This is a genomic window from Thermococcus camini, from assembly GCF_904067545.1.
Taxonomy (GTDB): Archaea; Methanobacteriota_B; Thermococci; order Thermococcales; family Thermococcaceae; genus Thermococcus; species Thermococcus camini.
The window spans coordinates 333,117-355,784 of record NZ_LR881183.1; the positions used below are offsets into that span (position 1 = coordinate 333,117).

General features: G+C 53.0%; 27 protein-coding genes. 12 read left to right on the top strand and 15 right to left on the bottom strand.

Annotation, left to right across the window (positions count from 1 at the left end; genetic code table 11):
- Positions 1 to 16 precede the first annotated feature (16 nt).
- The 3 genes from TIRI35C_RS01660 to TIRI35C_RS01670 are packed head-to-tail and all read right to left on the bottom strand — an operon-like array spanning position 17 to position 2,248.
- Positions 17 to 718, bottom strand: coding sequence for an HAD family hydrolase (locus TIRI35C_RS01660; RefSeq protein WP_188201506.1), 702 nt, complete (start codon positions 716 to 718; stop codon positions 17 to 19).
- Positions 719 to 757: 39 nt separating this feature from the next.
- Entirely contained in the window at positions 758 to 1,786 is a 1,029-nt protein-coding gene (locus tag TIRI35C_RS01665) for a DUF3226 domain-containing protein (protein ID WP_188201507.1), read from the bottom strand.
- Positions 1,787 to 2,248, bottom strand: coding sequence for a DUF2391 family protein (locus TIRI35C_RS01670; protein ID WP_246454648.1), 462 nt, complete (start codon positions 2,246 to 2,248; stop codon positions 1,787 to 1,789).
- A 142-nt stretch (positions 2,249 to 2,390) separates the two neighbouring features.
- On the opposite strand from TIRI35C_RS01670, the gene TIRI35C_RS01675 reads away from it, so the two are divergent.
- The 4 genes from TIRI35C_RS01675 (at position 2,391) to TIRI35C_RS01690 (ending at position 7,789) form a co-directional block, all read left to right on the top strand.
- Positions 2,391 to 3,860 (top strand): S-layer protein, encoded by a 1,470-nt coding sequence (locus tag TIRI35C_RS01675; protein ID WP_188201509.1) that lies wholly within the window; start codon positions 2,391 to 2,393, stop codon positions 3,858 to 3,860.
- A 152-nt stretch (positions 3,861 to 4,012) separates the two neighbouring features.
- On the top strand, positions 4,013 to 5,191 hold the full coding sequence (locus tag TIRI35C_RS01680) for an MFS transporter (RefSeq protein WP_188201510.1): 1,179 nt from the start codon (positions 4,013 to 4,015) through the stop codon (positions 5,189 to 5,191).
- 34 nt (positions 5,192 to 5,225) lie between these two features.
- The gene (locus tag TIRI35C_RS01685; RefSeq protein WP_188202936.1) at positions 5,226 to 7,451 is read left to right on the top strand and encodes a DHH family phosphoesterase; all 2,226 of its coding nucleotides are present in this window, start codon (positions 5,226 to 5,228) and stop codon (positions 7,449 to 7,451) included.
- Positions 7,452 to 7,534: 83 nt separating this feature from the next.
- Positions 7,535 to 7,789, top strand: a complete 255-nt coding sequence (locus TIRI35C_RS01690) for a hypothetical protein (RefSeq protein WP_188202937.1) — start codon at positions 7,535 to 7,537, stop codon at positions 7,787 to 7,789.
- Here the strand turns inward: TIRI35C_RS01690 and TIRI35C_RS01695 are convergent.
- Positions 7,768 to 10,032: a PEGA domain-containing protein gene (locus TIRI35C_RS01695; protein ID WP_188201511.1), complete on the bottom strand. Its 2,265-nt coding sequence runs from the start codon at positions 10,030 to 10,032 to the stop codon at positions 7,768 to 7,770. The two genes, TIRI35C_RS01690 and TIRI35C_RS01695, sit on opposite strands and share 22 nt — an antisense overlap.
- A gap of 87 nt (positions 10,033 to 10,119) precedes the next feature.
- On the opposite strand from TIRI35C_RS01695, the gene TIRI35C_RS01700 reads away from it, so the two are divergent.
- The gene (locus tag TIRI35C_RS01700) at positions 10,120 to 10,335 is read left to right on the top strand and encodes a hypothetical protein (protein WP_188202938.1); all 216 of its coding nucleotides are present in this window, start codon (positions 10,120 to 10,122) and stop codon (positions 10,333 to 10,335) included.
- Between the two features lie 64 nt (positions 10,336 to 10,399).
- On the opposite strand, the gene TIRI35C_RS01705 is transcribed toward TIRI35C_RS01700, so the two are convergent.
- From TIRI35C_RS01705 to TIRI35C_RS01715, 3 genes are read right to left on the bottom strand one after another with little or no spacing between them, the layout of a single operon-like run.
- Positions 10,400 to 11,581, bottom strand: coding sequence for an MFS transporter (locus TIRI35C_RS01705; protein WP_188201512.1), 1,182 nt, complete (start codon positions 11,579 to 11,581; stop codon positions 10,400 to 10,402).
- Between the two features lie 3 nt (positions 11,582 to 11,584).
- Positions 11,585 to 11,875: a PadR family transcriptional regulator gene (locus TIRI35C_RS01710; protein WP_188202939.1), complete on the bottom strand. Its 291-nt coding sequence runs from the start codon at positions 11,873 to 11,875 to the stop codon at positions 11,585 to 11,587.
- Positions 11,876 to 11,924: 49 nt separating this feature from the next.
- On the bottom strand, positions 11,925 to 12,311 hold the full coding sequence (locus TIRI35C_RS01715) for a hotdog domain-containing protein (protein ID WP_188202940.1): 387 nt from the start codon (positions 12,309 to 12,311) through the stop codon (positions 11,925 to 11,927).
- Between the two features lie 98 nt (positions 12,312 to 12,409).
- Between TIRI35C_RS01715 and TIRI35C_RS01720 the strand changes: the two genes are divergently transcribed.
- Both TIRI35C_RS01720 and TIRI35C_RS01725 read left to right on the top strand, forming a co-directional pair.
- A complete protein-coding gene (locus TIRI35C_RS01720) occupies positions 12,410 to 12,808 on the top strand; it encodes a DUF2240 family protein (RefSeq protein WP_188201513.1) in 399 nt (132 codons plus the stop codon).
- Between the two features lie 64 nt (positions 12,809 to 12,872).
- Positions 12,873 to 13,409, top strand: coding sequence for a nicotinamidase (locus TIRI35C_RS01725; protein ID WP_188201514.1), 537 nt, complete (start codon positions 12,873 to 12,875; stop codon positions 13,407 to 13,409).
- Here TIRI35C_RS01725 and TIRI35C_RS01730 read toward each other — a convergent pair.
- On the bottom strand, positions 13,345 to 14,388 hold the full coding sequence (locus TIRI35C_RS01730; protein WP_188201515.1) for an AI-2E family transporter: 1,044 nt from the start codon (positions 14,386 to 14,388) through the stop codon (positions 13,345 to 13,347). The two genes, TIRI35C_RS01725 and TIRI35C_RS01730, sit on opposite strands and share 65 nt — an antisense overlap.
- 55 nt (positions 14,389 to 14,443) lie before the next feature.
- Between TIRI35C_RS01730 and TIRI35C_RS01735 the strand changes: the two genes are divergently transcribed.
- On the top strand, positions 14,444 to 14,767 hold the full coding sequence (locus tag TIRI35C_RS01735; RefSeq protein WP_188202941.1) for a hypothetical protein: 324 nt from the start codon (positions 14,444 to 14,446) through the stop codon (positions 14,765 to 14,767).
- Here the strand turns inward: TIRI35C_RS01735 and TIRI35C_RS01740 are convergent.
- On the bottom strand, positions 14,730 to 15,218 hold the full coding sequence (locus tag TIRI35C_RS01740) for a hypothetical protein (RefSeq protein ID WP_246454650.1): 489 nt from the start codon (positions 15,216 to 15,218) through the stop codon (positions 14,730 to 14,732). The two genes, TIRI35C_RS01735 and TIRI35C_RS01740, sit on opposite strands and share 38 nt — an antisense overlap.
- A gap of 57 nt (positions 15,219 to 15,275) precedes the next feature.
- Between TIRI35C_RS01740 and TIRI35C_RS01745 the strand changes: the two genes are divergently transcribed.
- Together TIRI35C_RS01745 and TIRI35C_RS01750 are read left to right on the top strand one after the other, a co-directional pair.
- Positions 15,276 to 15,959, top strand: coding sequence for a DUF4152 family protein (locus TIRI35C_RS01745; RefSeq protein ID WP_188201516.1), 684 nt, complete (start codon positions 15,276 to 15,278; stop codon positions 15,957 to 15,959).
- 40 nt (positions 15,960 to 15,999) lie between these two features.
- A complete protein-coding gene (locus TIRI35C_RS01750) occupies positions 16,000 to 16,176 on the top strand; it encodes a hypothetical protein (RefSeq protein ID WP_188201517.1) in 177 nt (58 codons plus the stop codon).
- Positions 16,177 to 16,202: 26 nt separating this feature from the next.
- Here TIRI35C_RS01750 and iorA read toward each other — a convergent pair whose 3' ends face one another.
- The gene (iorA, locus tag TIRI35C_RS01755; protein ID WP_188201518.1) at positions 16,203 to 18,107 is read right to left on the bottom strand and encodes an indolepyruvate ferredoxin oxidoreductase subunit alpha; all 1,905 of its coding nucleotides are present in this window, start codon (positions 18,105 to 18,107) and stop codon (positions 16,203 to 16,205) included.
- A gap of 189 nt (positions 18,108 to 18,296) precedes the next feature.
- Between iorA and TIRI35C_RS01760 the strand changes: the two genes are divergently transcribed.
- Both TIRI35C_RS01760 and TIRI35C_RS01765 read left to right on the top strand, forming a co-directional pair.
- Positions 18,297 to 18,584: a hypothetical protein gene (locus TIRI35C_RS01760; protein ID WP_188202943.1), complete on the top strand. Its 288-nt coding sequence runs from the start codon at positions 18,297 to 18,299 to the stop codon at positions 18,582 to 18,584.
- Between the two features lie 14 nt (positions 18,585 to 18,598).
- Positions 18,599 to 18,925, top strand: coding sequence for a nucleotide pyrophosphohydrolase (locus TIRI35C_RS01765; RefSeq protein WP_188201519.1), 327 nt, complete (start codon positions 18,599 to 18,601; stop codon positions 18,923 to 18,925).
- A 12-nt stretch (positions 18,926 to 18,937) separates the two neighbouring features.
- On the opposite strand, the gene TIRI35C_RS01770 is transcribed toward TIRI35C_RS01765, so the two are convergent.
- The 5 genes from TIRI35C_RS01770 to TIRI35C_RS01790 form a co-directional block, all read right to left on the bottom strand.
- Positions 18,938 to 19,576, bottom strand: coding sequence for a CGP-CTERM sorting domain-containing protein (locus TIRI35C_RS01770; RefSeq protein WP_188201520.1), 639 nt, complete (start codon positions 19,574 to 19,576; stop codon positions 18,938 to 18,940).
- 99 nt (positions 19,577 to 19,675) lie between these two features.
- Positions 19,676 to 20,314 carry a hypothetical protein gene (locus TIRI35C_RS01775; RefSeq protein WP_188201521.1) on the bottom strand — a complete coding sequence of 213 codons (639 nt, stop codon included), beginning with the start codon at positions 20,312 to 20,314 and terminating at the stop codon, positions 19,676 to 19,678.
- Positions 20,315 to 20,382: 68 nt separating this feature from the next.
- On the bottom strand, positions 20,383 to 21,072 hold the full coding sequence (locus tag TIRI35C_RS01780; RefSeq protein WP_188201522.1) for a CGP-CTERM sorting domain-containing protein: 690 nt from the start codon (positions 21,070 to 21,072) through the stop codon (positions 20,383 to 20,385).
- Positions 21,073 to 21,173: 101 nt separating this feature from the next.
- Positions 21,174 to 21,854 (bottom strand): CGP-CTERM sorting domain-containing protein, encoded by a 681-nt coding sequence (locus TIRI35C_RS01785; RefSeq protein ID WP_188201523.1) that lies wholly within the window; start codon positions 21,852 to 21,854, stop codon positions 21,174 to 21,176.
- Between the two features lie 111 nt (positions 21,855 to 21,965).
- Positions 21,966 to 22,667, bottom strand: coding sequence for a CGP-CTERM sorting domain-containing protein (locus TIRI35C_RS01790; protein ID WP_188201524.1), 702 nt, complete (start codon positions 22,665 to 22,667; stop codon positions 21,966 to 21,968).
- Position 22,668 lies beyond the last annotated feature (1 nt).

Genomic DNA, 22,668 nt, shown 5'->3' on the forward strand with positions numbered 1-22,668 from the left:
ACGCCAAGCTCCTTCGCTAACTCTTCTTTTCTGTCCTCCTCAGCACCTCTAAAATCCCCTCAACGTTTGGCACCTCAAAGCCCCTCTCGTGGATCTTCCTTATTTCCTCGGCTTCAGGGTTTATCCAGACCGCCCAGAGACCGGCCCTTAAAGCACCCTCGAAGTCCTCCGCATAGGTATCGCCTATGTGGATTGCCTCGTTCGGAGAAACATTGAAAACCCTGAGCGGCTTCTCGAACATCTCCGGCATCGGCTTGTAAACCAGAACCTCGTCGGCGAAGAAGGTTTTGTCAATGTAGTCCGTAAGCCCGAACCTTTCGAGCAAAAGCCTCGTGTAGGAGCCGGGCCAGAACATCACGTTTCCTGTGACAGTGACCTTCAGGCCCTTTCTCCTGACGCCTTTGAGGGCTTCTCTTGCCCCCGGAAGGACTATATCGTCGCCGACCTTCAGGACGGCCCTCGCAGCGGCCCTTTTGACGAGTTCCACATCTATCCCCAAAAGCTCTGCGAGCATCTCCTGGCTCTCTTCGAGTGCCCTGGCCGGATTTCCTACGGTTTTTGCACGCATTCGCTTTATCCTCTCACGGGTGAGCATCATTCCCTCGACGACGTCTATTATGCACGCTCCCATCAGCTTGGAGAGCTCAACGGCCATGGCGTCGAGCATGACGTTGATGTCCAGCAGCGTGTTCCAGACGTCGAATGAAACGAGCTTCATGCTCATCACCGGTTTGGATTCCCTTCGGAGGATAAAAACTCAACGGTCATTCTCCCTGCCCGCGAGATAAATGAGGCCCTTCATGAGGCCCGCCTCCCTGAGAACCGTTTTTAGATTCCTGAACCTGGAACGCATGACGAAGAGCTCGTAGAAGCCCTCCAGATTGCCCCAGTGGCCGTAGGCCGATAACGCCAGATACATAACCTCCTTGGGCTTGAGCTTTCTCCCAAGGCTTTCGTTCAGGGCTTTAAGTCCCGGCTTTATCCTCTCAAGAAGTCCCTCCCTCGTTATGAGGTGGAGCATGAGGTCTTCAACTGTTGGCTTCTTCCACTCTATCGTCTCGTCCTCGAAGGGCAGGCCGATTATCAGCGGAACCACCTCGGTTTTTCCTACGAAGTAGCCAACGGATGTTCTCCTGTGTTTAAAACCCGAGAGCTTTCCGGCTATCGAGGCCAGAGCAATCTCTCTGTCCTCATCGACGTCGATAGCCACTCCGATCCTCTCAACGGTGAAGTCGAATACATCCATTGCCCTCAGGAAGTTCCCGAGGTTTCTGATTACACCTGAGTTGCCCTCGCTCGGAATTATTGCCAGGTAATAGCCATCCTCCCGCTTCAGCAGGTCGAAGTTGTCGCGCTCAAAGACCCTCTCTATAAACCTCAGGCTGTAAGGTGCCTTCCTACTCTCCTTGAACTCAAAGAGCTTCTTGAAGACTGCCTTGAAGAATTTGGCGTCGGTTTTCCCCTCGACGAAGAGGACGCTTGTCCTTGCTTCTTCCCCTGAAAAGTTCCCCCTCACATCGAAGTCGAGGTACTTCCTCAGCTCATAGGTCTCCTTGAGGGTGAGGCTCTTCCCCGTATCGGAATATATCAGGACGTTCTCCTCGCCCCGCCTGAACTTCCAGGTTATCAAGTCGATAAGCTCAAGGCTCGCCGTAACGACGGTCTCCTCCCCCCTTAGGGAATCCACGAAATCGATGAGTTCATCTCGGTTTTTCCTGTATTCGGGAAATAGGATGGCCTTCTCGTCGACGAAGGCCTCGAAGCGGTTTCCAGTTATGAGCTTCATTCACTTCACCATGTCAACGGTTATGGCACCTATCACCGCGAAGGTGCTTATAAGTATGGTCGTGTTGACGTACTGGCCGGGTGTGAAGTCGGCCAGGCTGTTGATTCCGTACACATATATCAGAACGGCCGATATCAGGTAGGCTATAGCAGTTACTGTCAGGAGTCTCTTCGGGATATGGAAGAGCTCCTCCCTCTTCAGGTTCCCTATTCTGGATTTGGTTATGAACAGGTACGCAACCCCTAACGTCATGAGGAGTACCGCGATTGAACGTTCAACTGAGATGTCCTTGGCTGTCTCCCACAGCTCCTCCGTGAAGAGAAATGGAAGGGCGAAGGTGACCGCTCCAATGATTTCCTGGGCTATGTCGTCCCAGCCGAGCTTGTCGGGGGTTTTCCTGGCCCTGCTCTCTTTCCGCAGCTCTTCTATGCTCTCGTATATCTCTTTCAGCTTCTCTTCCATCCCGGTTCGCCTTTTGTTTTCAGTCTGATGCTCAGGTTCGGGGTTCATCATCCGGTCAGCATTGGATTCACTCATCATCGCAGAAGTAACTTTCGGGGAAAGGTTATAAAGGTTGAGATGCACTTTAAATCGGTGATAGACGATGAAAAGGGCTTTGGTTCTGTTTATGGGCCTGGTGGTTCTGGGCCTGCTCCTTACGCCGATTAACGCAGCGATTACGGGGATCAACTCCTCGAACACGGTGATAGTCCTCCCGACCACAAAGATAGTCAATGGAACTCCCCTCCATATAGGTGAGGACGCTATAACTGGTTCAAGACTCGGTGCTTTTCTTGTTCTTCAGGGGGTTTCTCAGGGGACTTACACGAAGACAGTTTCTGTCCCTGTGGAGTACCACAGCGTAATTATTCCAGATGAAAACCAGACCTACAGGCTCAATTCCCGAGACATGCCCGACGTTGGCCTCAACGTCAGCGATGAACCCGTTGGGCATGCGGTGGTCGTTCAGGTGGATTTCTCGCGCGTTAACTTCAACTCGACGAGGGGCACGGTGGAGTTCCACGATGGCAGCGTGAAGATAATCTTCAACGAGAACACGACTCCCCTCGATATCGGCGGCGATTACGAGATCGTTTCCACGACCGTTGACGGGAAGGACACGATGTACTTCTACTCCTACAGTAAGGTTGATTCTGAATCCAAGTCTCTCGGTGAGTCCGTCTCTGCCGGCGGGTGGAGCATAAAGTTCGTAGACATAAACCAGCAGGTTTCCAAGATGCTCGTTGACCTCACCTATCCCAGCGGCGTCGTCAAGCAGAAGACCATGGCCAAGGATAAGTACTACGTGATGTACGTTGATTCCAGTGGTGCCGAGGACTTCGAGGAGTACGATGCCTATCCCACCGCCAGGCTCAATGAGCTCCTGAAGGGTGGTGCCAGGAAGGTTTTCCTGTTTACCCCAAGGGACTTTTTTGTGGGTATAAACAACGCCCAGATGGTTACGTGCGATTATGAATACTACGAAAAGGTCAAGCAGTATCAGGATGGTGAGGTTTACACAGGTCAGTGGGTCTGGGACATTGATCCGGACGCGGGCCTCTACACGGTCTATCTCCATGTGAACACAAGTCTTCAGGCGTTTCCGAGGGTTTTTGTTGGGCCGGGGGAGGCCCTTAAACTTCCGACCGGCTGGGGCATTGAGCTAACCCCCGTCTTCACAAGGAACGATAAGGGCACCGTTACCGGTGTGGAAGGCTACCGCTTCGTGCGATCCGTTTCGGTGTCCAGGCAGGTCTCCATAACGGCCCCCACTGTTCAGGCCACTGAGGACGTTTACTCGTTCATCGTTAACGATACCGGGCTTCTGAGCCTGCCCTCGGATAGAAACGTCATCATAGTTGGCGGCTGGGTTAGCAACAGGGCATGGGCGCTGCTGGAGAAGGCCTATGGGGAGGCCACAATCCGGGCTATCAAGGATGAGGTCATGGAGAAGGGCTACGTTGTGAAGGTGCTTGACAACCCAGGCAATCCCGGCTACAAGGTCATAATACTCGCGGGCAGGACGTACGCGGAAACCAGAAAAGCCGTGGATGAGTTTATGGAAGAAATGTGAAACTTATTTTATCTTATTTTCAGATTTTACACTTTTTATTCGAGCTTAGAGATCACCGTATTTTCCGATTTAAACGGTGAGTAATCCTCTGTTTCACTAATAAACTTTTCGGTCGGTTAGGTTTATATACTCAAATCGCGGTCTAAACGTTCATGTCACTGCAGAACTACCGCGGGTTCGGGAGGGACGCATGGCTGCTCGTTGCTTACTCCTTCGCCTCCGCCTTCGGGGGCAACATAGCCTGGTTTATCTTCCCGTTCTACCTCAAATCGCTCGGCTTCGACTACACCAACATAGGTGTGGTCTTCTCGCTCTCAACGCTGGCTCAGGCGGCGGTTCTGCTGTTTTCGGGCCCATTCGGCGCGAGAGTGGGCTACAAGAGAACCGTTCTCCTTGGAGTGAGTATGATGTTCCTCGGGAGGCTCGCCCAGGTTCTCCACCCGACCCTCTGGATGCTCGCCCTGGGCGGCGTCCTGATAGGGATAGGCGTGGCTCTTGAGTCTCCTTCATTCATGGCGCTGCTCAGCGGGGAGGTGGAGGACGGGAAGAGGCACTACCTGTTTAGCCTCTCTTCGGGAATTGGTACAATTGCATCGGCCCTCGGAATACTCATCGCGGGCTTTCTCTCGCGCTGGTTGAGCTATGGCCATGTGTTCTCCCTGGTTCTCGCGGTCATACCGGTTCGGTTCGCGATAGTTATCTTCGTCAGGCCCGTGCTTGAGAGGCACTCCCGCGGGCTGAACATCGACAGGAGCCTTCTCGTCAGAATAGGCCGCTTCGCCCTCCCGGGGGCACTGATAGGTCTTGGTGCGGGGATAGCGATTCCCTACATGGGGCTCTGGTTCAACGGGCGCTTCGGGACGAGCCTGGAGAGCATCGGCTGGCTCTTCGCCTTCCAGCAGTTCATAATGGGGGTCGGGATGTTCCTGCTGCCCATGATAGCCGACAGGTTCGGCAGCGTTAAGACGATCGTCTCCTTCAACGGGACGGCGAGCCTCCTCATAGGCGCCCTTCCTTTCTCGCCGGCCTTTCCAGTGGCGGCGGTCGTATACATCCTCAGGACGATACTGATGAACATAGTCAACCCGATATGGAACTCCTTCATGATGGGGTTCTTCGAGGAAGAGGAGCGCTCCACCGCGATGGCCCTCAACAGCCTGGCCTGGACTGCGACCTTTGGAGTGGGCCAGTACGTGGGCGGCGTTCTCTTCGACAGGTCCCTGGTCTGGCCGTTCCTGATAACCGCCTTCATGTACAGCCTCTCGATGTTGGTGTTCTGGGGCTTCTTCGGCAGGGTGGGGACAAAAGGTTATAAGCCGGAGCAGGCCTAGGTCTCTCAGACGAGAGATTTCTAAGGTGATGCTCATGGTGGTTAAGGACTGTCCCGAGTGCCACGGAACCGGGAAGGTTAAGGCTGGCGAGAAGGAGTGCCCCGTTTGTGAGGGCTGGGGTTACGTTCCTGCCGATTTTAAGGTTGGAGAGAAGCTGAAGGGCTATCGCAACCTCGACTACATCGGCGTTGAGGACGAGGTTGATGAGATACCCTGTCCGGAGTGCCACGGCAAGGGTGTAGTGCCGGTTTACGACACCTGCCCGACCTGCGGTGGAACCGGCCGCGTTCTGGCCTGCGACATCTGCGGCAAGGTGAAAGAACCCTGGGAACCGGGTATGGAGACCACCTGGGTCTGCCCGGACTGCATGCGCAAGTACAAGGTCGTCTACGTTCTCGACAAGACCTGTGACCTTGAGGATATTGAGATTGGGGGCATTTATAAGGGCACAATCGACCGTGTCGAGCGCTTTGGCGTCTTCGTCAAACTCAATCCGCACGTCAGGGGACTTATACGGAGGAAAGACCTCCTCGGCGGCAGGGAGTACAAGCCCGGCGACGGGATACTCGTTCAGGTTCTCGATGTAAAGCCCGACAGGGGTGAGGTGGACTTCATAGAGTCCGCCCTCAAACACTACAAGGAGGTAGTCGTCAGAAAGGAGCTTCCGGTAACGCTCATCGGCGACCTCCGCAAGGACATGGCGGGCCAGACTGTCAGGCTTCGCGGCAGGGTTACCCAGATACAGGTCACCGGAGGGCCGACGGTCTTCACGATAACAGATGGAACCGGCATAACCTGGGCGGCCGCCTTTGAAGCCCCTGGAGTTAGGGCCTATCCGAACATCAACGTCGGGGACGTTGTGGAGATAATCGGGAAGATAGCCTTCCACTCCGGCGAGATTCAGATCGAGACCAGCGACATGGCGAGGCTCTGGGGACCGGAGGCTGCCGAGGTCAAGAGACGCATAGAGGAAGAGCTGGACAGGCGCGCCCAGCCCCAGGACGTGGGCTTCCTGGTGGAGAGCGAGGTTTTAGAGAAGCTCAAGCCCAAGATAATGAAGGCGGCTTTAATGATACGTCGCGCCATCCTGGAGGGCAGGCCGATACTGCTGAGGCACCATGCCGACGCGGACGGCTACACCTCGGGCCTGGCCCTTGAGTATGCAATAGTTCCGCTTATCGAGGAGATCTCGCCGGATTCCGGTGCCAGGTGGAAGCTCTTCAAGCGCAGACCGAGCAGAGCTCCTTTCTACGAGCTGGAGGATGTGCTCAAGGACATCATATTTATGGTTGAGGATCACGAGAAGTTCGGCGATCCGCTCCCGCTCCTCGTCATCGTCGATAACGGCGGAACGAGCGAGGACATTCCAGCTTACAAGCGCATAAGGGCCTACGGCGTCCCGATAGTGGTCATAGACCACCACGATCCGCGCGAGTGGATCAGCGAGGACAGGGCGAAGGTTGATGACTACGTCGATGTGCACGTCAATCCCCACCACATAAAGCGCGGCTACTACGAATTAACGGCCGGAATGCTGGCAACGGAAGTGGCGCGCTTCATCAACCCCGAGGTCGAGGACAGGATAAAGCACCTTCCAGCGATAGCCGGAACCGGCGACAGGAGCAAGGCCCCGGAGTTCTACCAGTACCTTGAGATAGCGAAGAAGGCTAAGGGCCTAACCGAGGAGGATCTGAAGAAGATAGCCGAGGTGATAGACCACGAGGCCTACTTCTGGAAGTTCATGGACGGGCACGGCGTAATAGACGAGATTCTTCTCCTCACGGGCAACCTCCAGAGGCACCGCGAGCTCATCAACGCCATCTACCCGGAGGTCAAGGAGAAGCAGGAGAAGGCTTTGAAAGCTTCCCTGCCCCACGTCAAGAGCGTTGTCCTGCCGAACGGGATAAGGTTCAACACGATAGACATCGAGCTCTTTGCTCCAAAGTTCAGCTATCCGAGCCCGGGTAAGCTATCCGGCCTTATACACGATCACTTCAAGGAGAAGTACGGCGAGGATGCGCCGATTCTAACGCTCGCCTACGGCCCGGACTTCGCGGTTGTGAGAGCCGCCGACGGAATGGCAGCTTACGGCTTTGACCTGAACGAGATAATTCCAAAGCTCCAGGAGGCCCTTCCGAGCGCTGGAATTGAAGGCGGCGGCCACAGCTACGCCGGCTCGATAAAGTTCTTTGAGGGCATGAGGAAGGAGGTTTTGGAAGAATTCGCGAAGCAGGTCGTCAAGCTGAAGAAGACGGGTTGAAAGCGCTTTTCTTTTCTTTCAATGCTAAACCTTTTTAACATCACAGACTGATGTATTGATGAGCAATGTTTGGAGGAATGTTGATGAAAATCGTTCTTGAAATTACCTTCAGAATGGGCGGCGTTTCTTATCGCGGCCACCGCTGGGAAGATGATGCCCTTGTTTTCGAGTTCGAGCGCCTTGGGGATGCATTCATTCAGGTCCTCAGCACTCGGAAGGTTGAGGAGGAAGTTGAGAAAAGGCCATCAGCCGTGATCGTTGAGCTGAAGACCAAGGAAGGCGGGAAGATATTCGAGGCCGTCAATGAGGGCGGTGTTTATCGGGCCATGGAGCCTTGACCGTCTCGACTTTTAGGTCTTTTTCTGATCCCTACCGGCAGTAGTGCGATTATGACTGCCATTCCTGGTCCACAGATGGATTTTTCGGTTTTGGCACCAGGATTGTCCTCCGTTTCGTTCTCCTCGAAGAACTTTTGTGCCGGATTCGACGTCGTGGTAGGTACCTTTTCTAGTACTTCCCCGATGGTGACTACGTCCCCGTCTTTAAGGGCTACTGTGATGGAATAATTCTGGTACCCGTCTTTTTTCAATTCGACGGCATACTGCCCAGGGGGTAGTTCCACTTCTAATGGAGTATCCCCTTTGAACGTCCCGTTGATGAACACCGATGCGCTGGGATTGCTTTCTATCTTTAGCGTGGCGGATTGAGGGGGGAGCGTTATGTGAAGCGTGACGTTCTTTCCATAGAAACCGTGTATATCCTTCACCACAGTCCTGAACCCTTCCTTGGTCACTTTTAGAGTGTACGAACCGCGTAATATGGCCTTTAGTGGCGATTTCCCAGAGATGGAGATGTTTTTATCCTGTTCCATGAGGACTATAGTGGAGTTTGGAGGAGTGGTTGTTATGGTGACGTACGCTGGTCCAAATACATAGTGTACGTGGTCTGGTTTTATCTCCACATCGTAGGTGTATGGTACGAATCCCTTGTGTTGGAACCTGACTATATGGACTCCCGCGGGGAGAGTGTACATCTTAGGTCCTGCTCCAACGTACTTGCCATCTATGTAAACGTGGGTTTCGTTCGCTATGTCTGGAAACTCAAGCTTTCCGGCAGGCCCTGGATCCCGGATTGTTGTTATCTGAGGTATTCCCTCCGTTTTCCTGATGAACTTGATATCCCCTTCAGGGGGATTGAATTTTAGGGTGTGAATTATCTCATCAAAGTCTCCTGTGTACTGCCTGACATCAACGTTCCACTTTTTGAGTTCGAACTTGAAATGCCCCGAGTACAGGTGGCGCTTTTTCAGTTCTCTAACTGCTGTTATATTGTCGTACGGGACTTCAACCACCAGAATGCCCTCGATCTGGTTGGCGTACATCTCGTCGGCAAACCCGTGCACTTCCAAGAAAAGCATCATTGAGTCGTCTAGCGGGGCAACGTCCATGAGCCATATCTGTGGTCTGGTGGGATTTGTGTTGGTTGGGATACCTATTAGTTCTCCGTCTATGGTATTACCTCTTATCTCTCCCACGAACACGTTGAAATTACCGGTGTACATCTCCTGGATTAGATAGCGCTTGCTATTATGTTCGAGAGTGTAACCAAGACTTAGGGTGAGATTTGTAGTGGGAGAAGCCAGCTCTCTGAACGAATATGAGACGACATTAAGATTCCTATCAAGCTTTAGTTTCCATAATCCATCTTTGGATTGAACCGTGGTGTTGGGGGTATGGGACCATACTCCAAATGTGCCTTCAAGAACCACGTTCCCGTCTTCCGTTACCTTAACTTTTGAAATGTCCAGTTCCAGCCCTTTAACGGGGATCCTGTTCTCGTAGGTTACGTAGGCCCTTTTCTGAACGATATCCAGCTGGGGAGTTATCTCCACGAGAATAATGGCTGTCTGGGGCGTTCCGAAACTCCAGGAAGTTCCCGCCAGGAGGAAGTTTCCATTTTTCAGCTTGACGATGCGTGATATCCCGTCCATAGATCGGCCGCCGAGGGCATATCCTTTCTCGATTTCGCCGGTCTTAGAGTTTAATAAGGCGATGAATGCATCGCCACCTGAGTATATACTTCCATCCCCAATAATCAGGATCTTGTTGTTTACCTTCACGGTTCTCAGTATTGACGATGAACACTTGGTGAGGTACGCCTTGGCCCAGTTCACTCTCCCGCTCCGGCTTACGTTCGCTATCCAGAAACCACTCAGGTAATCGACTTTCATCACATCATCAATCTTGGACCTCAAGTGGCCCCAAATCAGAAAACTGTTGTTGAACGGCATCACATGGGATCCTCCAAAATAGTAATCTGTATCGTGTCCTGATACCGTCACTTCGTAATTGAAGAGCGGTTCTACATCTCCCGGAGCCCTGGCTTCCACGATGGTCATACTAGAGTTCTCCTCAAATGCCCAGTAAATCCTATCCCCCTTCCAAGAAACACCCCATATTAACGGGGGTTGCCCATTAACGTGATAGAGCACTGAATTCACACTGGTGTTTCCTGCTTCTAAAGGTACTGAAATTATTGTAGTTATTGCTAGGATTAGAACTATTGCTAGAATCTTCTTCATTACTTATCACCACAGTTTTTGATTCAGATGTGAATGATAGTGAAAGGTTTTAAAGTCTTTTCGATGATGACTTCATCGGTGATGCCTATGTACATGGTGGAGTTCAAGCTTCGCTTTGGGGACAGGAAGTGGTACGTCAGAAGGCTCGTTGAAGCCTCGAGCGTTGAGGAGGCCGAGGAGAAAGCGAAGCGCTACGCCGAGCTTATGAACAGGGGAGAAGTGAAGTGGGAGTTCAGCTACGTTATAGGGACTGAGAGGCCGCTCATGATAGGGGAAGAAGAGCTAAGGAAGCTTGGCGCTTGATTTTATACCTTTTGTTGGCCCCATCTGACTCCTCTGGGTTTGGAAAGAAAAGCGAAGAAGAGAGTCACTGCTCCCTCACGAAGGCCATTAGGAGCATGGCAACGAAGTTCATCAGAGCTGCGAAGGTGAAGGCGTAGGCCAGTGAGTAGCTTCCCCAGAGCCAGCCCGCTATCACCGACGCCGGAAGGACAAAGATTCCGAAGACCGTGTGGTAGGCGCCTATTATAGTTCCCTTCTCGTATTCCCTCGCCAGATCCGCCATGTATGCCCTCGGAATCGTATCCTCGATGGCGATGTAAATCCCGTAAAGCACGAAGGCCGCTATGAGCGTGTAGAGGTCCCTCGCGTAGGTGAAAGCCAGAGCCGCCAAAGCCGCAACGCCGAAGCCCAGGGTTATCATCCTCTTCTTGCCGAAGGTGTCGGAGTAGGTTCCGAGGGGATAGGCCGAGAGGGCGTAAATGAGGTTGAAGAGTGCGTAGAATGCCATACTCTGAACCACGGAGTAGCCGAGCTCCTGAGCTTTCCACATCGTGAAGGCGTAGCTGTACCTTCCGAGTGCACCTATAGCCACCACCGCGAGGAAGAGCTGCAGGTTCCTGTCCCTCAGTGTGGATATGCCCTTTATCTTCTTCTTGACCTCACCGCCCCGGTCCTTCACTAGGAGGATTATCACGAGGAGCGATATCGCGCCGGGAACCGCGGAGAGCAGGAAGATGTAGCGGTAGGCCGTTTCAGCTGGCAGGCTTTTGAGAAGCTCTATCAGGCCGATTGCAACGAGCGGTCCGGCGACGGCTCCGAGGGTGTCCATCATCCTGTGGAAGCCGAAGGACTTTCCGGTCTTCCCTTTTTCGCTCGATTCCGCTATAAGCGCATCCCTGGGGGCTGTTCTTACCCCCTTTCCTATCCTGTCCACCGCGCGCAGGAGGAGGAAGTCCCACCAGTAGCGGGTGAAAGCTAAGGCTCCTTTGGCGAGGGTTGAGAGGGCGTAACCGGCGAAGACAAAGGCCTTTCTCTTTCTAAAGCGGTCGCTCACGTAGCCAAAGGCAACCTTGAACAGCGAGCTCATGCTCTCTATCGCGCCCATAACTGAACCGCCGAGCAGCTTCCCGGTACCGAGGACCTCCATCAGGTAGCTCGGCATTATCGGCATTATCATCTCGCTGCTCATGTCGTTGAGGAAGCTGACGATTCCAAGTAAGAAGACGTTCCAGCTTATTCCGAATATCTTCTTCTCCCTTTCCTCCATCCCTTATTCCCCCAGCAGTTCCGTGCAGAGCTCCTTCAACCTTTCCCTGCCCTCGTCTAGGGTTTTCCGGCCGATTTTCGTTATCTCGTAAACCCTAACCCGTCTCCCGCCCCGGACCTCCCAGTGGCTCTTAAGGAGGCTTTCCTTCTCAAGGGCGTGGAGGAGGGGATATATGGTTCCAGGGCTGACGTGGTAGCCGTGCCTCCCAAGCTCTTCCATCATGAAGGAGCCCGTGACGGGTTCTTCGCTCGCGTGGTGGAGTATGTGCAGGGTGAGAAAATCTCGGTACTTCATATCTAACACCGATATCGAAATACGATATTTTGGTTTAAAAAATTTTGGCTCATTCGAGCACGTGCTTCTCCAGGACGTAGCAGTGGAAAATGCCTTCAAAGACCTTCTCGCTCCTCTCGTTGAAGACATCACCATTCACAATTTTCTTTTTTCCGTGATCTTCACTCACCTGGGCCTTAGCAATCAGCTTTTCACCGACCTTAACTGGCTTCAGGAACTTCACTTCAGCCTTCCCGAGCACGACCGTTGGCTCGTTCACAGCGAGCATTGCCGCGTAGTCGGCTAAGCCGAAGGTGAAGCCCCCGTGAACCAGCCCGTACTCATCGACGGCCATCTCTTCAGTCGTCTCCAGAAGGACTTCTGCGTAGTTCTTCTCGATTTTCACGGGCTTTCCAACCAGTCTTTTGGAGGTCAGCCTGTGAGTCCTCTGCTCCATCGGCATCACCGTTTAGGGTTCTCGCGGGTGCTTAAACATCTAACGGAGTTATGCAAAGGTTTATTTATTCCAGCGCCCTAAAAAAGTTAGGTGATAGCTTGCACCCACTGAAACGGGCCGTTGAGTATAAAGGTTCAGTTGAGTTCACCCGGAGCGAGCTCGTCGGGATACTGGCCTTCAGCCTCCGCCTGATGGATGTAAAGACCGCGAAGGAGCTTATAGCGAAGTCTCTGGAGGAGGGCCTCCTTGAGGAAAGAGATGGGCTTCTGGTGGTCAACAAAAGCCTGCTCGCGGAGGAAGAGGCCGAGGAGGACCTCTTCAACGAGATGGTGACTCATATCGCAGATTCCCTAGGCTGGGAGCGGGAGGAGGTTCTTGAGGGAATAAAAGCCCTCCGCGAGCGCTACGGCGACCTCGACGAGAAGGTTCTCGCCTATCTCCTCGGCATGGACAAGGGGGTGGATATGTCGAGGTTTAAAGACAGGCTCGAGCTGTGAGGGTTCCCTTCTACTCCGCAAACCGTTTTAACGATTCCACCGAATTCTGTTTTGGGGTGGTGCTATGCCCGGGGAGGCGCTCATAGTTGTGGACATGCAGAGGGATTTCATGCCCGGGGGCGCTTTGCCGGTTCCGGAGGGGGACAAAATAATCCCCCGGTGCAACGAGTACATCAGGGAGTTCAGAAAAAGGGGGGCTTTAATAGTTGCCACCCGTGACTGGCATCCCGAGAACCACGTCAGCTTTAGGGAGCATGGAGGGATATGGCCGAAGCACTGCGTTCAAAACACCCCCGGGGCGGAGTTCGTCGTTGAACTGCCCGCCGACGCGGTGATAATCTCGAAAGCTACGGAACCGGATAAGGAGGCCTATTCGGGATTTGAGGGAACGGACCTGGCCGATATACTGAGGAGAAACGAGGTAAGGAGGGTTTACATCTGCGGCGTCGCCACGGAGTACTGCGTTAGAGCCACCGCCCTCGACGCTTTAAAGCACGGCTTCGAAGTTTACCTGCTTCGCGATGCGGTGAAGGGAATCAAACCCCAGGATGAGGAACGGGCTTTGAAGGAGCTTGAGAATGCCGGCGTAAAGGTTCTTTAGAGACCACCCTCTTCCATTCTTTGAGGAGGACGAGGAGAAGATTGAGCACTATCGGACCTATTATGAGGCCCTTTACTCCCATGGCCCACGTTCCGCCTATCATTCCGATGAATACGAGGGTCTCGTCGAGGTTCGCGTCTTTGGCGACCATCATCGGCCTTATCGTGTAGTCCGGCATCGGGGAAACAAGGAGGAAGCCGTAGATCGCTATCCCAACTGCGTGGAGGTACATGGCATCCTTGGCGAAGTACGCGGCTGCGATTAGCCATATCATCCAGCCCTCGAAGAGGGGAACAAAGGAGAAGATGAAGGTCAGGAAGCCCGCCACTATAGCTGTGTAGAGGTCGGAGACCCCGAACAGGAGAAAGCCAAACGTCATCAGAACACCTTTTATGACGTTCAAGACCAGCCAGGCCCTCACCAGCGCCCCCAGGGTCTTATTGAGGCTTTCCAGGATTCTCTCACCCAGTTCGCGGTTCTTTCCCGGGAGGGATAGGTGAATCTGCTTCGAAATCTCCTCGGCGTATGCGAGGGAATAGTAGAACGTGAGCAGGAAGACCAGGAGCTGGAGGATGTAACGGGGCAGTGAGAGGGTCTCGTGGGATATGTACTCCGAGACCCTGGGTATGAGCTGGTCCGAGAAGCGCTCGAGGAATGTCAGAACCTCCGGCGGAAGGGGCTGGCTCATCAGCCAGTCAAAGAACTCGACGATGCTGTCGTAGAAGGAGGACGCCACCTTGACGGATATCAGCAGCATCTCGAAGGTCACCGCGCCTCCCAGGCCGACGGTTCCGGCTGTGAGGATCGCTGCGGACGTCTTTCTGCTCATCCTGCCACTCAGCCGGCGGTGGATTGGGTATGCGGCGTAGGCGAGGACGATACCAAAGAATATCGGGGTGATAAGGGGGCTGACCGTTTCCCACGAGAGGTACGTTATTATGAGAATCGCCGCCGTCCAGGCGATTAGTTCCGCCCGCATCGTCCCTCGACAGGTTTATTAGCCTCCCCCTTATAAACCCTGTGTGGTGAAGCGAATGGAAAAGGAGCTTGTGGAGAAGGTTTCGGTCTATATAAACCGCGCGGAGCATTATGCCAGGGAAAAGCACTTTCAAATGGCGCATGGGACATATATGGACGCTCTGTATGCGATTGGAGCATACCTGGTATACCGCGATATGGGAATACTCCTCCCGGCGGACCAGCTCGTGGGGGTTCTGAGGAGCAGGTATCCCGAGGTTTATGATATTATAGCGCGCTACGCCGGGGCGACCCGCGTCGATGAGGCAACGATAACCGCTTTAAGGGAGGACGTTGAGAGGCTCAGGGGAATGATGACTTTGCCGAGTCCTGAGGGGTGATGAGGTTCAGCGGCTGACCCATCGACGACAGGAGCTCGCCTTCTCCATTTCCCTCCTTCCTCCGGCACGCCCTCGCGGCATCCCTGAGTGTCTCCGCCAGTCCAGGGTTCCCGTGGAGAGTGACCACCACCGCGCCGCCGTCTGCCGGGTGGAACGTTATCTCTATGACGCCCATAATTCGGCCGACGTCGATTCTCGATGGCACCATCCTCACTAGAAAAGCACTCTTCTCCATTCGACCCCATACCGCCGTTATCTCGATGAGTCCGCGGGAGTAGAAGATGTTCATGAATGGAAGTGGGTCTTCCGTCGGCGTCAAAGGGTGGGCCACATCACCGTAGAAAAGGGCCTTTCCCCGTGCCGTTCCAATGTAGATAGAACTGCAGAGGTCATCTATGTAACGACCCAAAGTTTCATAAACTACATTAACCGAGTCACTCAATGCTATCACCATGATATACTTTGTCGTGGGAAGTATATTGGTAATTACCCGTTAACGGTGGTTTCCATGAAGATCGTTGCAGCTGACACCGGTGGCGCACTGCTCACGGAGGACTATGAACCTGTTGGCCTGATAGCGACGGCGGCGGTACTCGTGGAGAAGCCATACAGGACGGCAACGCTGAGCGTGGTTCGCTACGCTGATCCGTTCAACTACGATATGAGCGGCAGGCAGGCTATCCGGGACGAGGCGTTCCTGGCCGTTGAACTCGCGAGGGAGGTCAAGCCCGACGTGATACACCTCGACTCGACGATAGGTGGAATTGAGGTCAGGAAGCTCGACGAGCCGACGATAGATGCCCTTACCATAACCGACCGGGGCAAAGAGGTGTGGAAGGACCTCGCTAAAGACCTTCAACCCTTGGCGAAGAAGTTCTGGGAGGAGACTGGCATTGAAATAATCGCCATCGGCAAGTCCAGCGTCCCGGTGAGGATAGCTGAGCTCTACTCGGGCCTCTACACAGCCAAGTGGGCGATTGACTACGCTAAGGAGCACGGCAAGGCCATCGTCGGCCTGCCTAGATATATGGAAGTTGAAATCCGACCCGGAAAAATTTACGGGGAAAGCTTAGACCCGCGCGAGGGTGGCCTCTTCGGGGAAATTAAGGCGGAAACGGAAGGGATCGGCTGGGAGCTGTATCCAAACCCGCTCGTGAGGAGGTATATGGTTCTGGAAGTGTGGAAGGAGTAAACGATTTAACGTCCTCCTCCAATATTTCGTTGGTGGTCACATGCCAGTCATTACCATCAGGGTAAACGTTCCTGAGAACACCGACCCCGAAGAGCTGAAGAGGCTCTTAGAGCTTGAGCTGATTCGAAGGGAGCTCGTGAAGGGGCGGAAACTACCAAGGGGGGACTTCAGGAAGCTCAGGGGAATTTTAGGAAAAGCGGAGCTTGAGAGCTTGTGAATTTTGAAAGTTAAGAAAGAAAAAGTTCAACCCTTCCCCAGCTCGCTCGGGAACTTTATGGCATCGAACGGACACGTCTGGTTGCATACGCCGCAGCCGGTGCAGAGCAGGGAATCTATGCGCACCTTGTTCGTCTCCGGGTCATAAACGAGCGCCGGACAGCCGGTTAAGAGTATGCACGCCTTGCAGCCGGTGCACTTCTCCTCGACGACGAGCGGTATCTCGCCTATCTCACCGCGCCTTATGACCGGGATGACACACTCTTGCTTCGCTATTATGACAGCAGGCCCCTCAATCTGCATGGCCTCTTTTATGGCCTCCCTCGTTGCCTTGAGGTCGTAGGGGTCAACGGTTTTCACGTACTTTACTCCGAGAGCCTTGACGAGGGCCTCGATGTCGATCTCGTTGAACTTCCTGCCGGTTTCGCTACCTCCGGTTCCGGGGTGGGGCTGATGACCCGTCATCGCGGTGGTTCTGTTGTCGAGTATCATAACTAAGACGTTCAGGTTCTTGTAGACAGCATCGACCAGCGGCTGGATTCCGTTGTGGAAGAAGGTCGAGTCGCCGATGGTGGCGATTATCTTCTTGTCCATGACGACGCTCTGGCCGTTCGCTAAACTTATGCTAGCTCCCATCACATATTCAGTCCAGATGGCTTCGAGCGGCGGAAGGAGCGACAACGCGTAGCAGCCTATGTCGCCGTGAATCGGGACGGAATAGCGGCCCAGCTTCAAATCCCTCAGCGCGTCCAGCGCCGCCCTGTATGAGCCCCTGTGCGGACAGCCGGGGCACATCACCGGCGGCCTCTTCGGGGCGAGGCTTTCTGCCAGTTTCACTTCCTCGGGCTTTTCGTAGGTTTCACCTTCTTCGCCGATAAGCCTCAGAAGGGCGTTCCTCACAAGGGAAGGCGTCAACTCACCCTCCATCGGCAGATGCCCGGTTCTCTTGCCGTAGATGGGCACGTTGAGCCCGGCCTCGTAGGCCGCTATTTTAACCTCCTCCTCGAGGAAGGGAGCGCCATCCTCAATGACTATTGCAAAGTCAACTCCCCTGAGGAACTCGACGACCAGCTTCCTCGGGAGCGGGTGGGGAGTTGAGAGCTTGAGAACCTTGAAATCTCCGCCGATCTTCGGGAGAATTTCCCTCACGTAGTTGTAGGGCGCGCCCTCAACGATGATTCCGATTCTACCGTTCCCTTCGACCCGGTTGAAGGGCATCGAGCTGAACTCCCCCTCTATCTTCGCGAGGGTCTCGTTCAGCCAGCGGTGCCTCCTCCTGTTGCCCTCCATGCTGGCCCTGACGTATCTTTCAATGTCCTTCTTAAAGACCGGCTTCCTGTCGAGTTCGATGAACTCGCCGACCTCCACGTCAGCTGTGGTGTGGTTAACCCTGGTAGTCGTTCTGAAGATTACCGGGACTTTGTATTTCTCGCTCAGCTCGTAGGCGTAGATGATTAAATCGTGGGCCTCCTGCGGATCGGCGGGCTCAAGAACCGGGAGGAGTGAGATTTTCCCATAATACCTGTCGTCCTGCTCGGTCTGGCTGGTGTGCGGACCGGGGTCATCTGCAACGAGGATGACCAGGCCACCCTCAACACCGGAATACGCCAAACTCATGAGCGGGTCGGCGGCAACGTTCAGGCCGACGCACTTCATAGTTACGAGCGCCCTAAGGCCTGTGTAGGCGACTCCAGCGGCTTCCTCTAAAGCCACCTTCTCGTTGGGCGCCCACTCTGCGAAGACCTCGGGCTTCAGATGGGCCATCGTCTCGATGACCTCAGTTGATGGAGTTCCCGGATAACCCGTGGCGAAGGCAATGCCGCTCTCAAGGGCACCGTAGGCTATCGCCTCGTTCCCCATGAGAAGTTTCCTTTCCCTCTTTTTGGTCTTGGGCTCGACCGAGTCAGAAGGGTAAGCCTTAACCGCTTCCATATTACCACCGCTCAAACTTGTATCGAAGGGTTAAAACTCTACCTTCAGAAAAACCCCGAGGAAAACTGAAAAATTTTCGAGACCTATCCTCTTCCTGCCGTGGTCGGGGTTATAAGGGTTTGCAGGTTTTCTGAAAAGCCTCCTCGGGAAGCTTAAATACATCGGCGCGTAGATTATAACGTGGTGATTATGAAGGTCAGAGAGCTTATTGAGATAGTCGATGAGACCATAGCCAACCTGAAGATAGCGATAATCGCCAATCAAAACAGGGCCTTTGAGAGCCCGCACACGAGCTACGAGTTCACCCAGCGTGCCCTTGAGCTCCAGGAGGATTTGGATGACCTGATGAAGGCGAGAGAGATGCTCGCCAAGCTCGACCCCGAGAGCGAAGTCGAGGGGCACTTCTCGGGGGAGGAGCTTGAGGAGTTTTTAAAGCTCCTGGAACTTCTTAGGAAAGCCGATGCGCACGCCTTCTAAGCCGGGGTGGTGGCATGGACTTCCGGGAGCTTGAGGAGAAGCTTGTGGCATTCCGCGATGCACGTGGCTGGGCTGAGTACCACAAGCCCAAAAACCTTGCCATCTCTGCCGCTGTCGAGCTGGGGGAACTCCTTGAGCACTTCCAGTGGGAAAGTGATTGGGAGATACTCAAAGCCATCAAAGACCCGGCCAAGAAGGAAGCCATAGCGGACGAGATTGCCGATGTCATTATCTACCTCACACTACTCGCCCATGAGCTCGGCATAGACCTCGGCGAAGCTGTTGAGAGGAAGCTGAGGAAGAACGGGGAGAAGTACCCTGTCGAAAAAATTGGAGAATAGGTGGTTCACTTTTCACATACCGCGCCTCTTCCATCTCAGGGTTAATGGGGCCAATGTTAATCCAACTAACAAAGCTGGACCGCAGGTTTTCTTGTCTTCCTGTCTTGGGTTTGTTGTGGAGGTGGTGGCCGTTGGGTAGGGTGGAGGGATTTTCAGTTTTGGTGGATTCCACTCGCAGGTTACGTTTGAGGGGTTGTGGCACTCGAATAGTACGTACGCGCTTGTGCTGATGTAATCCTGGTACAGGCGGATCACAACCGACGATTCGTCCATTAAGAGAACCCAGTCTGTAATGTGGTTGCTCCAGTTGTTGGGCAGGGTGGGCAGGTAGTTTTCCAAGCCCCACTGGTATTCTTCTAGGACTTTAGTGGTGTTCCATGCGGTTATGTTAAAGAGCGTTTGGTTGCACTTCGGGCACTTTGGGAGTATCTTTTCGTGAATTATGCCATCGTTGTAGCAGTACACTACCCTCTCGTGGGTCTCGTTGTATGGATAAGTTATGTATATCTCCTCTATCCCGGGGCTTTCGAAGGGGTTCCAGGGCGGGAGTGGTCCCTTGCCTTCGATTGAGACCAAATAAACGCTCTGGTTCTCCTTCACCATGTCCCAGAGGCCAAGGGCCGTTGCGGGGCTGGCTGGTGCAAAAATCATGAAAAGGAGCAGTGAAGAGATTACAAAGAGTTTCATGAAGGATCCAACGCCCGTTTGGGCTGGATTCTGGGTGGTGGAGGTTGCCGGTTCATTGGTTCACTACCTCTTCACCCGTTTTATCAGCAGAGGGGCTAACCCCAGCCCAATCAGCAACCCTGGGCCGCAGGTTTCTTTTCCGTGTGAGGTTGTGTCTTCGGTCCTTGAGGTTTCCGGTTTCTGTGGTGGTTTGGATCCTGAGACTCTGCATGATGGGTTTTGTGGTGTTAGGCAGACGATTTCGTCGTAGATTCCTTCATATTTTGTCGGGTATATCCTTATAATGATGGAGTGCCCTCCCATGAGGGTTACCCACCTTGTAATGTTTTCGGGATCAACGCAGGGGGACGATGAGGGCTGAATATGATTCTGGTAGTATCCAACTACCTTATCGAGATCCCAGGTGACTATTGTGAAATTGTATCTCGGATACGCTGGAATATATTCCTGTTCAATGCTTCCGTTTGAATGATAACTGACCATCTTGTAGTGGGTGTCGTTGAATGGATAAACGACTTGGATTTCATAGATTTCAGAGTCGTTGAATGGATTACACGGCATTTTGGGGCCTGAGCCGAATATAAAAACGTCGATTACGGTTTCGTTTTTGTTTATGACGTCCCAGAGGCTGAGTGCCGTGATGACGCTAGTGGAAGACATTAGGAGAAATCCAAGAAATAAAGAAATCAGGAGACGCCTCAATCTGACCTCACCTCCAGGTAGAATCCCTGAGTGGGGCTATTGTGGCGGGTTGTCGGTCCATTGGTTCACTACCTCTTCTGTTTTGTGAGTAGGGTAATTAACACCAATCCAATCAGCAAACCCGGCCCGCAGGTTTTCTCCTCTTGTTTTGGGGTGGTTGTTGTCGTTGGGGGTATCATCGAGTGTGTCTCGACGATTGGTTCGCTCCAGTTGCACGTCATGTTCTCTGGGTTCCGGCATTGAAAGGTTATGTAAACGCATATTTCTGTGCAGTCCCCGTATAGTGTTACTTGGAACTTACTCGCGTTTATCCAGACTTCCCAGCGGGATATTCTCCTCACCCAGTATTTTTCGGGCCATTCAACGCCGTCCACGACCTCCCCTGTTATGTTTGGGAGGTAGTTCTCCAGGCCCCACTGGTACTCTGCTAGTACCTCGGTTGTGTTCCACACTGAAAAGTTGAAGGGAGTTTTGTCCCAGTACTGTGGGTATCGGGGACTCACTTCCTCAGCCCATTTGCCATCGTATGCTGAATACGAGACAGAAAACACGTGCTCTTCGTCAAGGACGTACCTGATTTCTACCACGGTTATGGCTGAGTGGTTTAGGGGATCTTTAGGGGGCTTTCCACTGGTGAATGCGGTCACGCTCACGGAATACATTTCCCTGCTGGTGTTTATGTGTTCCCAGACGTTTACCGCACTAACCTGGGGGGTGAGGAGTAAAAGGAAAAGAATCACCAAGCCAGGTCTTTTCATGCTATGTCACCCCTCTTCTGGCGTTTTGATGAGGAACCTCATATAGTACCCGACGCCAGTATGCGGTGTGTTTGGTTGTGGACATACTGACGATCATGGATTCACCTCTTTACCCGTTTTATCATGAGGGGAACTAAAATTAACCCGATTAATACTGCCGGTCCGCAAATTGCGTTTTCTTCCCTTGTCGTGCTTGTTGTTATGTCTTTTGGCGCCCATGGGGGAGTTATCACCCTAAAAACTGGCTTCCTCCACTGGCAGGTTACATTGTTCCCTTCTCTCCGGCATTCGAAGGTAATGTACTGCTCGCACTCGCCACAATGCCCACCATAAAGGACAACCTTGAACTTGCTTGCTGAGAGTGTGACTTCCCACCTGGTTATTGTGCTGTTCCAGTAGCCCTTATGCCAGTGTTTTCCACTAACGTTCGGCAGGTAATTCACAACGCCCCACTGGTATTCTTTGAGGATCTTTGAGAGGTTCCAGTCTGTTATGTTGAAGGGTTTTGGGTTTCCGTGTTTGGGGAAGAAGCCTTCCTTCCATTTTCCTCCTTCGTAATATTTGTTGAACGTGTGGGTTTCGTTGTATTTGTAGCCTATGTTAATCCAGGTTATGGAAGAGTCATTGAAGGGATTCCACGGTGGAACCCCAGTAAGACTGTATCCTTCAATGTTGACGTAGTAAATGGGCTTATCGATCAAACCTTCCCACACGCGTACACCATTTACTAATGGGACTGAGAGTAGCAGGGCAAAAACAAAAATTGAAAAGCGAACCCCCACAGCATCACCCCCAGTTAACCCTTAGATAGTAGCCTACTCCAGTGTACGGGCCAACCTTTGGAGTATAGCCTACTGGTAGGTTGGTTTTCATCTTATCATCTCTCACAATAGTTATTTGTTCTTTCTCCTTTCCAGCGCTGGAATAAGAGCCAGCACAATTATCAAAACAGGGCCGCAGATTGTGTTTTCTTCCCTTGTCGTGCTCGTTGTTGTGTTCTTTGGCGCCCACGGAGGAGCTATGAACCTGAAGACCGGCTTCCCCCACTGGCAAGTTACGTTGGTTCCATTTCTCCAGCATTGGAAGGTAATGTACTGTTCACACTCACCACAATGCCCGCCGTAGAGGGTTACTTTGAATGTGGTCGCGTTGAGTTCGACTTCCCATCTGGTTATAGTACTGTTCCAGTAACCTTTAGGCCAGTACTTTCCCGTAACATTTGGCAGGTAGTTCTCAACCCCCCACTGGTACTGCTTGATAACTTCTGGTAAATTCCAGTCCGAAAGGTTGAACGGTACTTTTGGTGTCCAGTGGCTTTTAGGGACGAAGTACGTGATGTCTTCTACCCATCTTCCCCCTTCGTAGTGAAACTCCCTATAATGAGTCTCGTTGTAGGGCAAATTAATCACGGCGTACTCTATCTCTGAATCGTTGAGGGGATCCCATGGTGGGATTCCCCTTTTCAAAAATGAGTCGCCCCTAATGTACATGAACAGATAGGTTTGGTTTTGGTCGAGTTTCTCCCACACGTTGATTGCCCCGGCTGGTTGCATGAGCATTAAAAAGGCAAAAAGCAATGGGAGGAATCGCTTCATT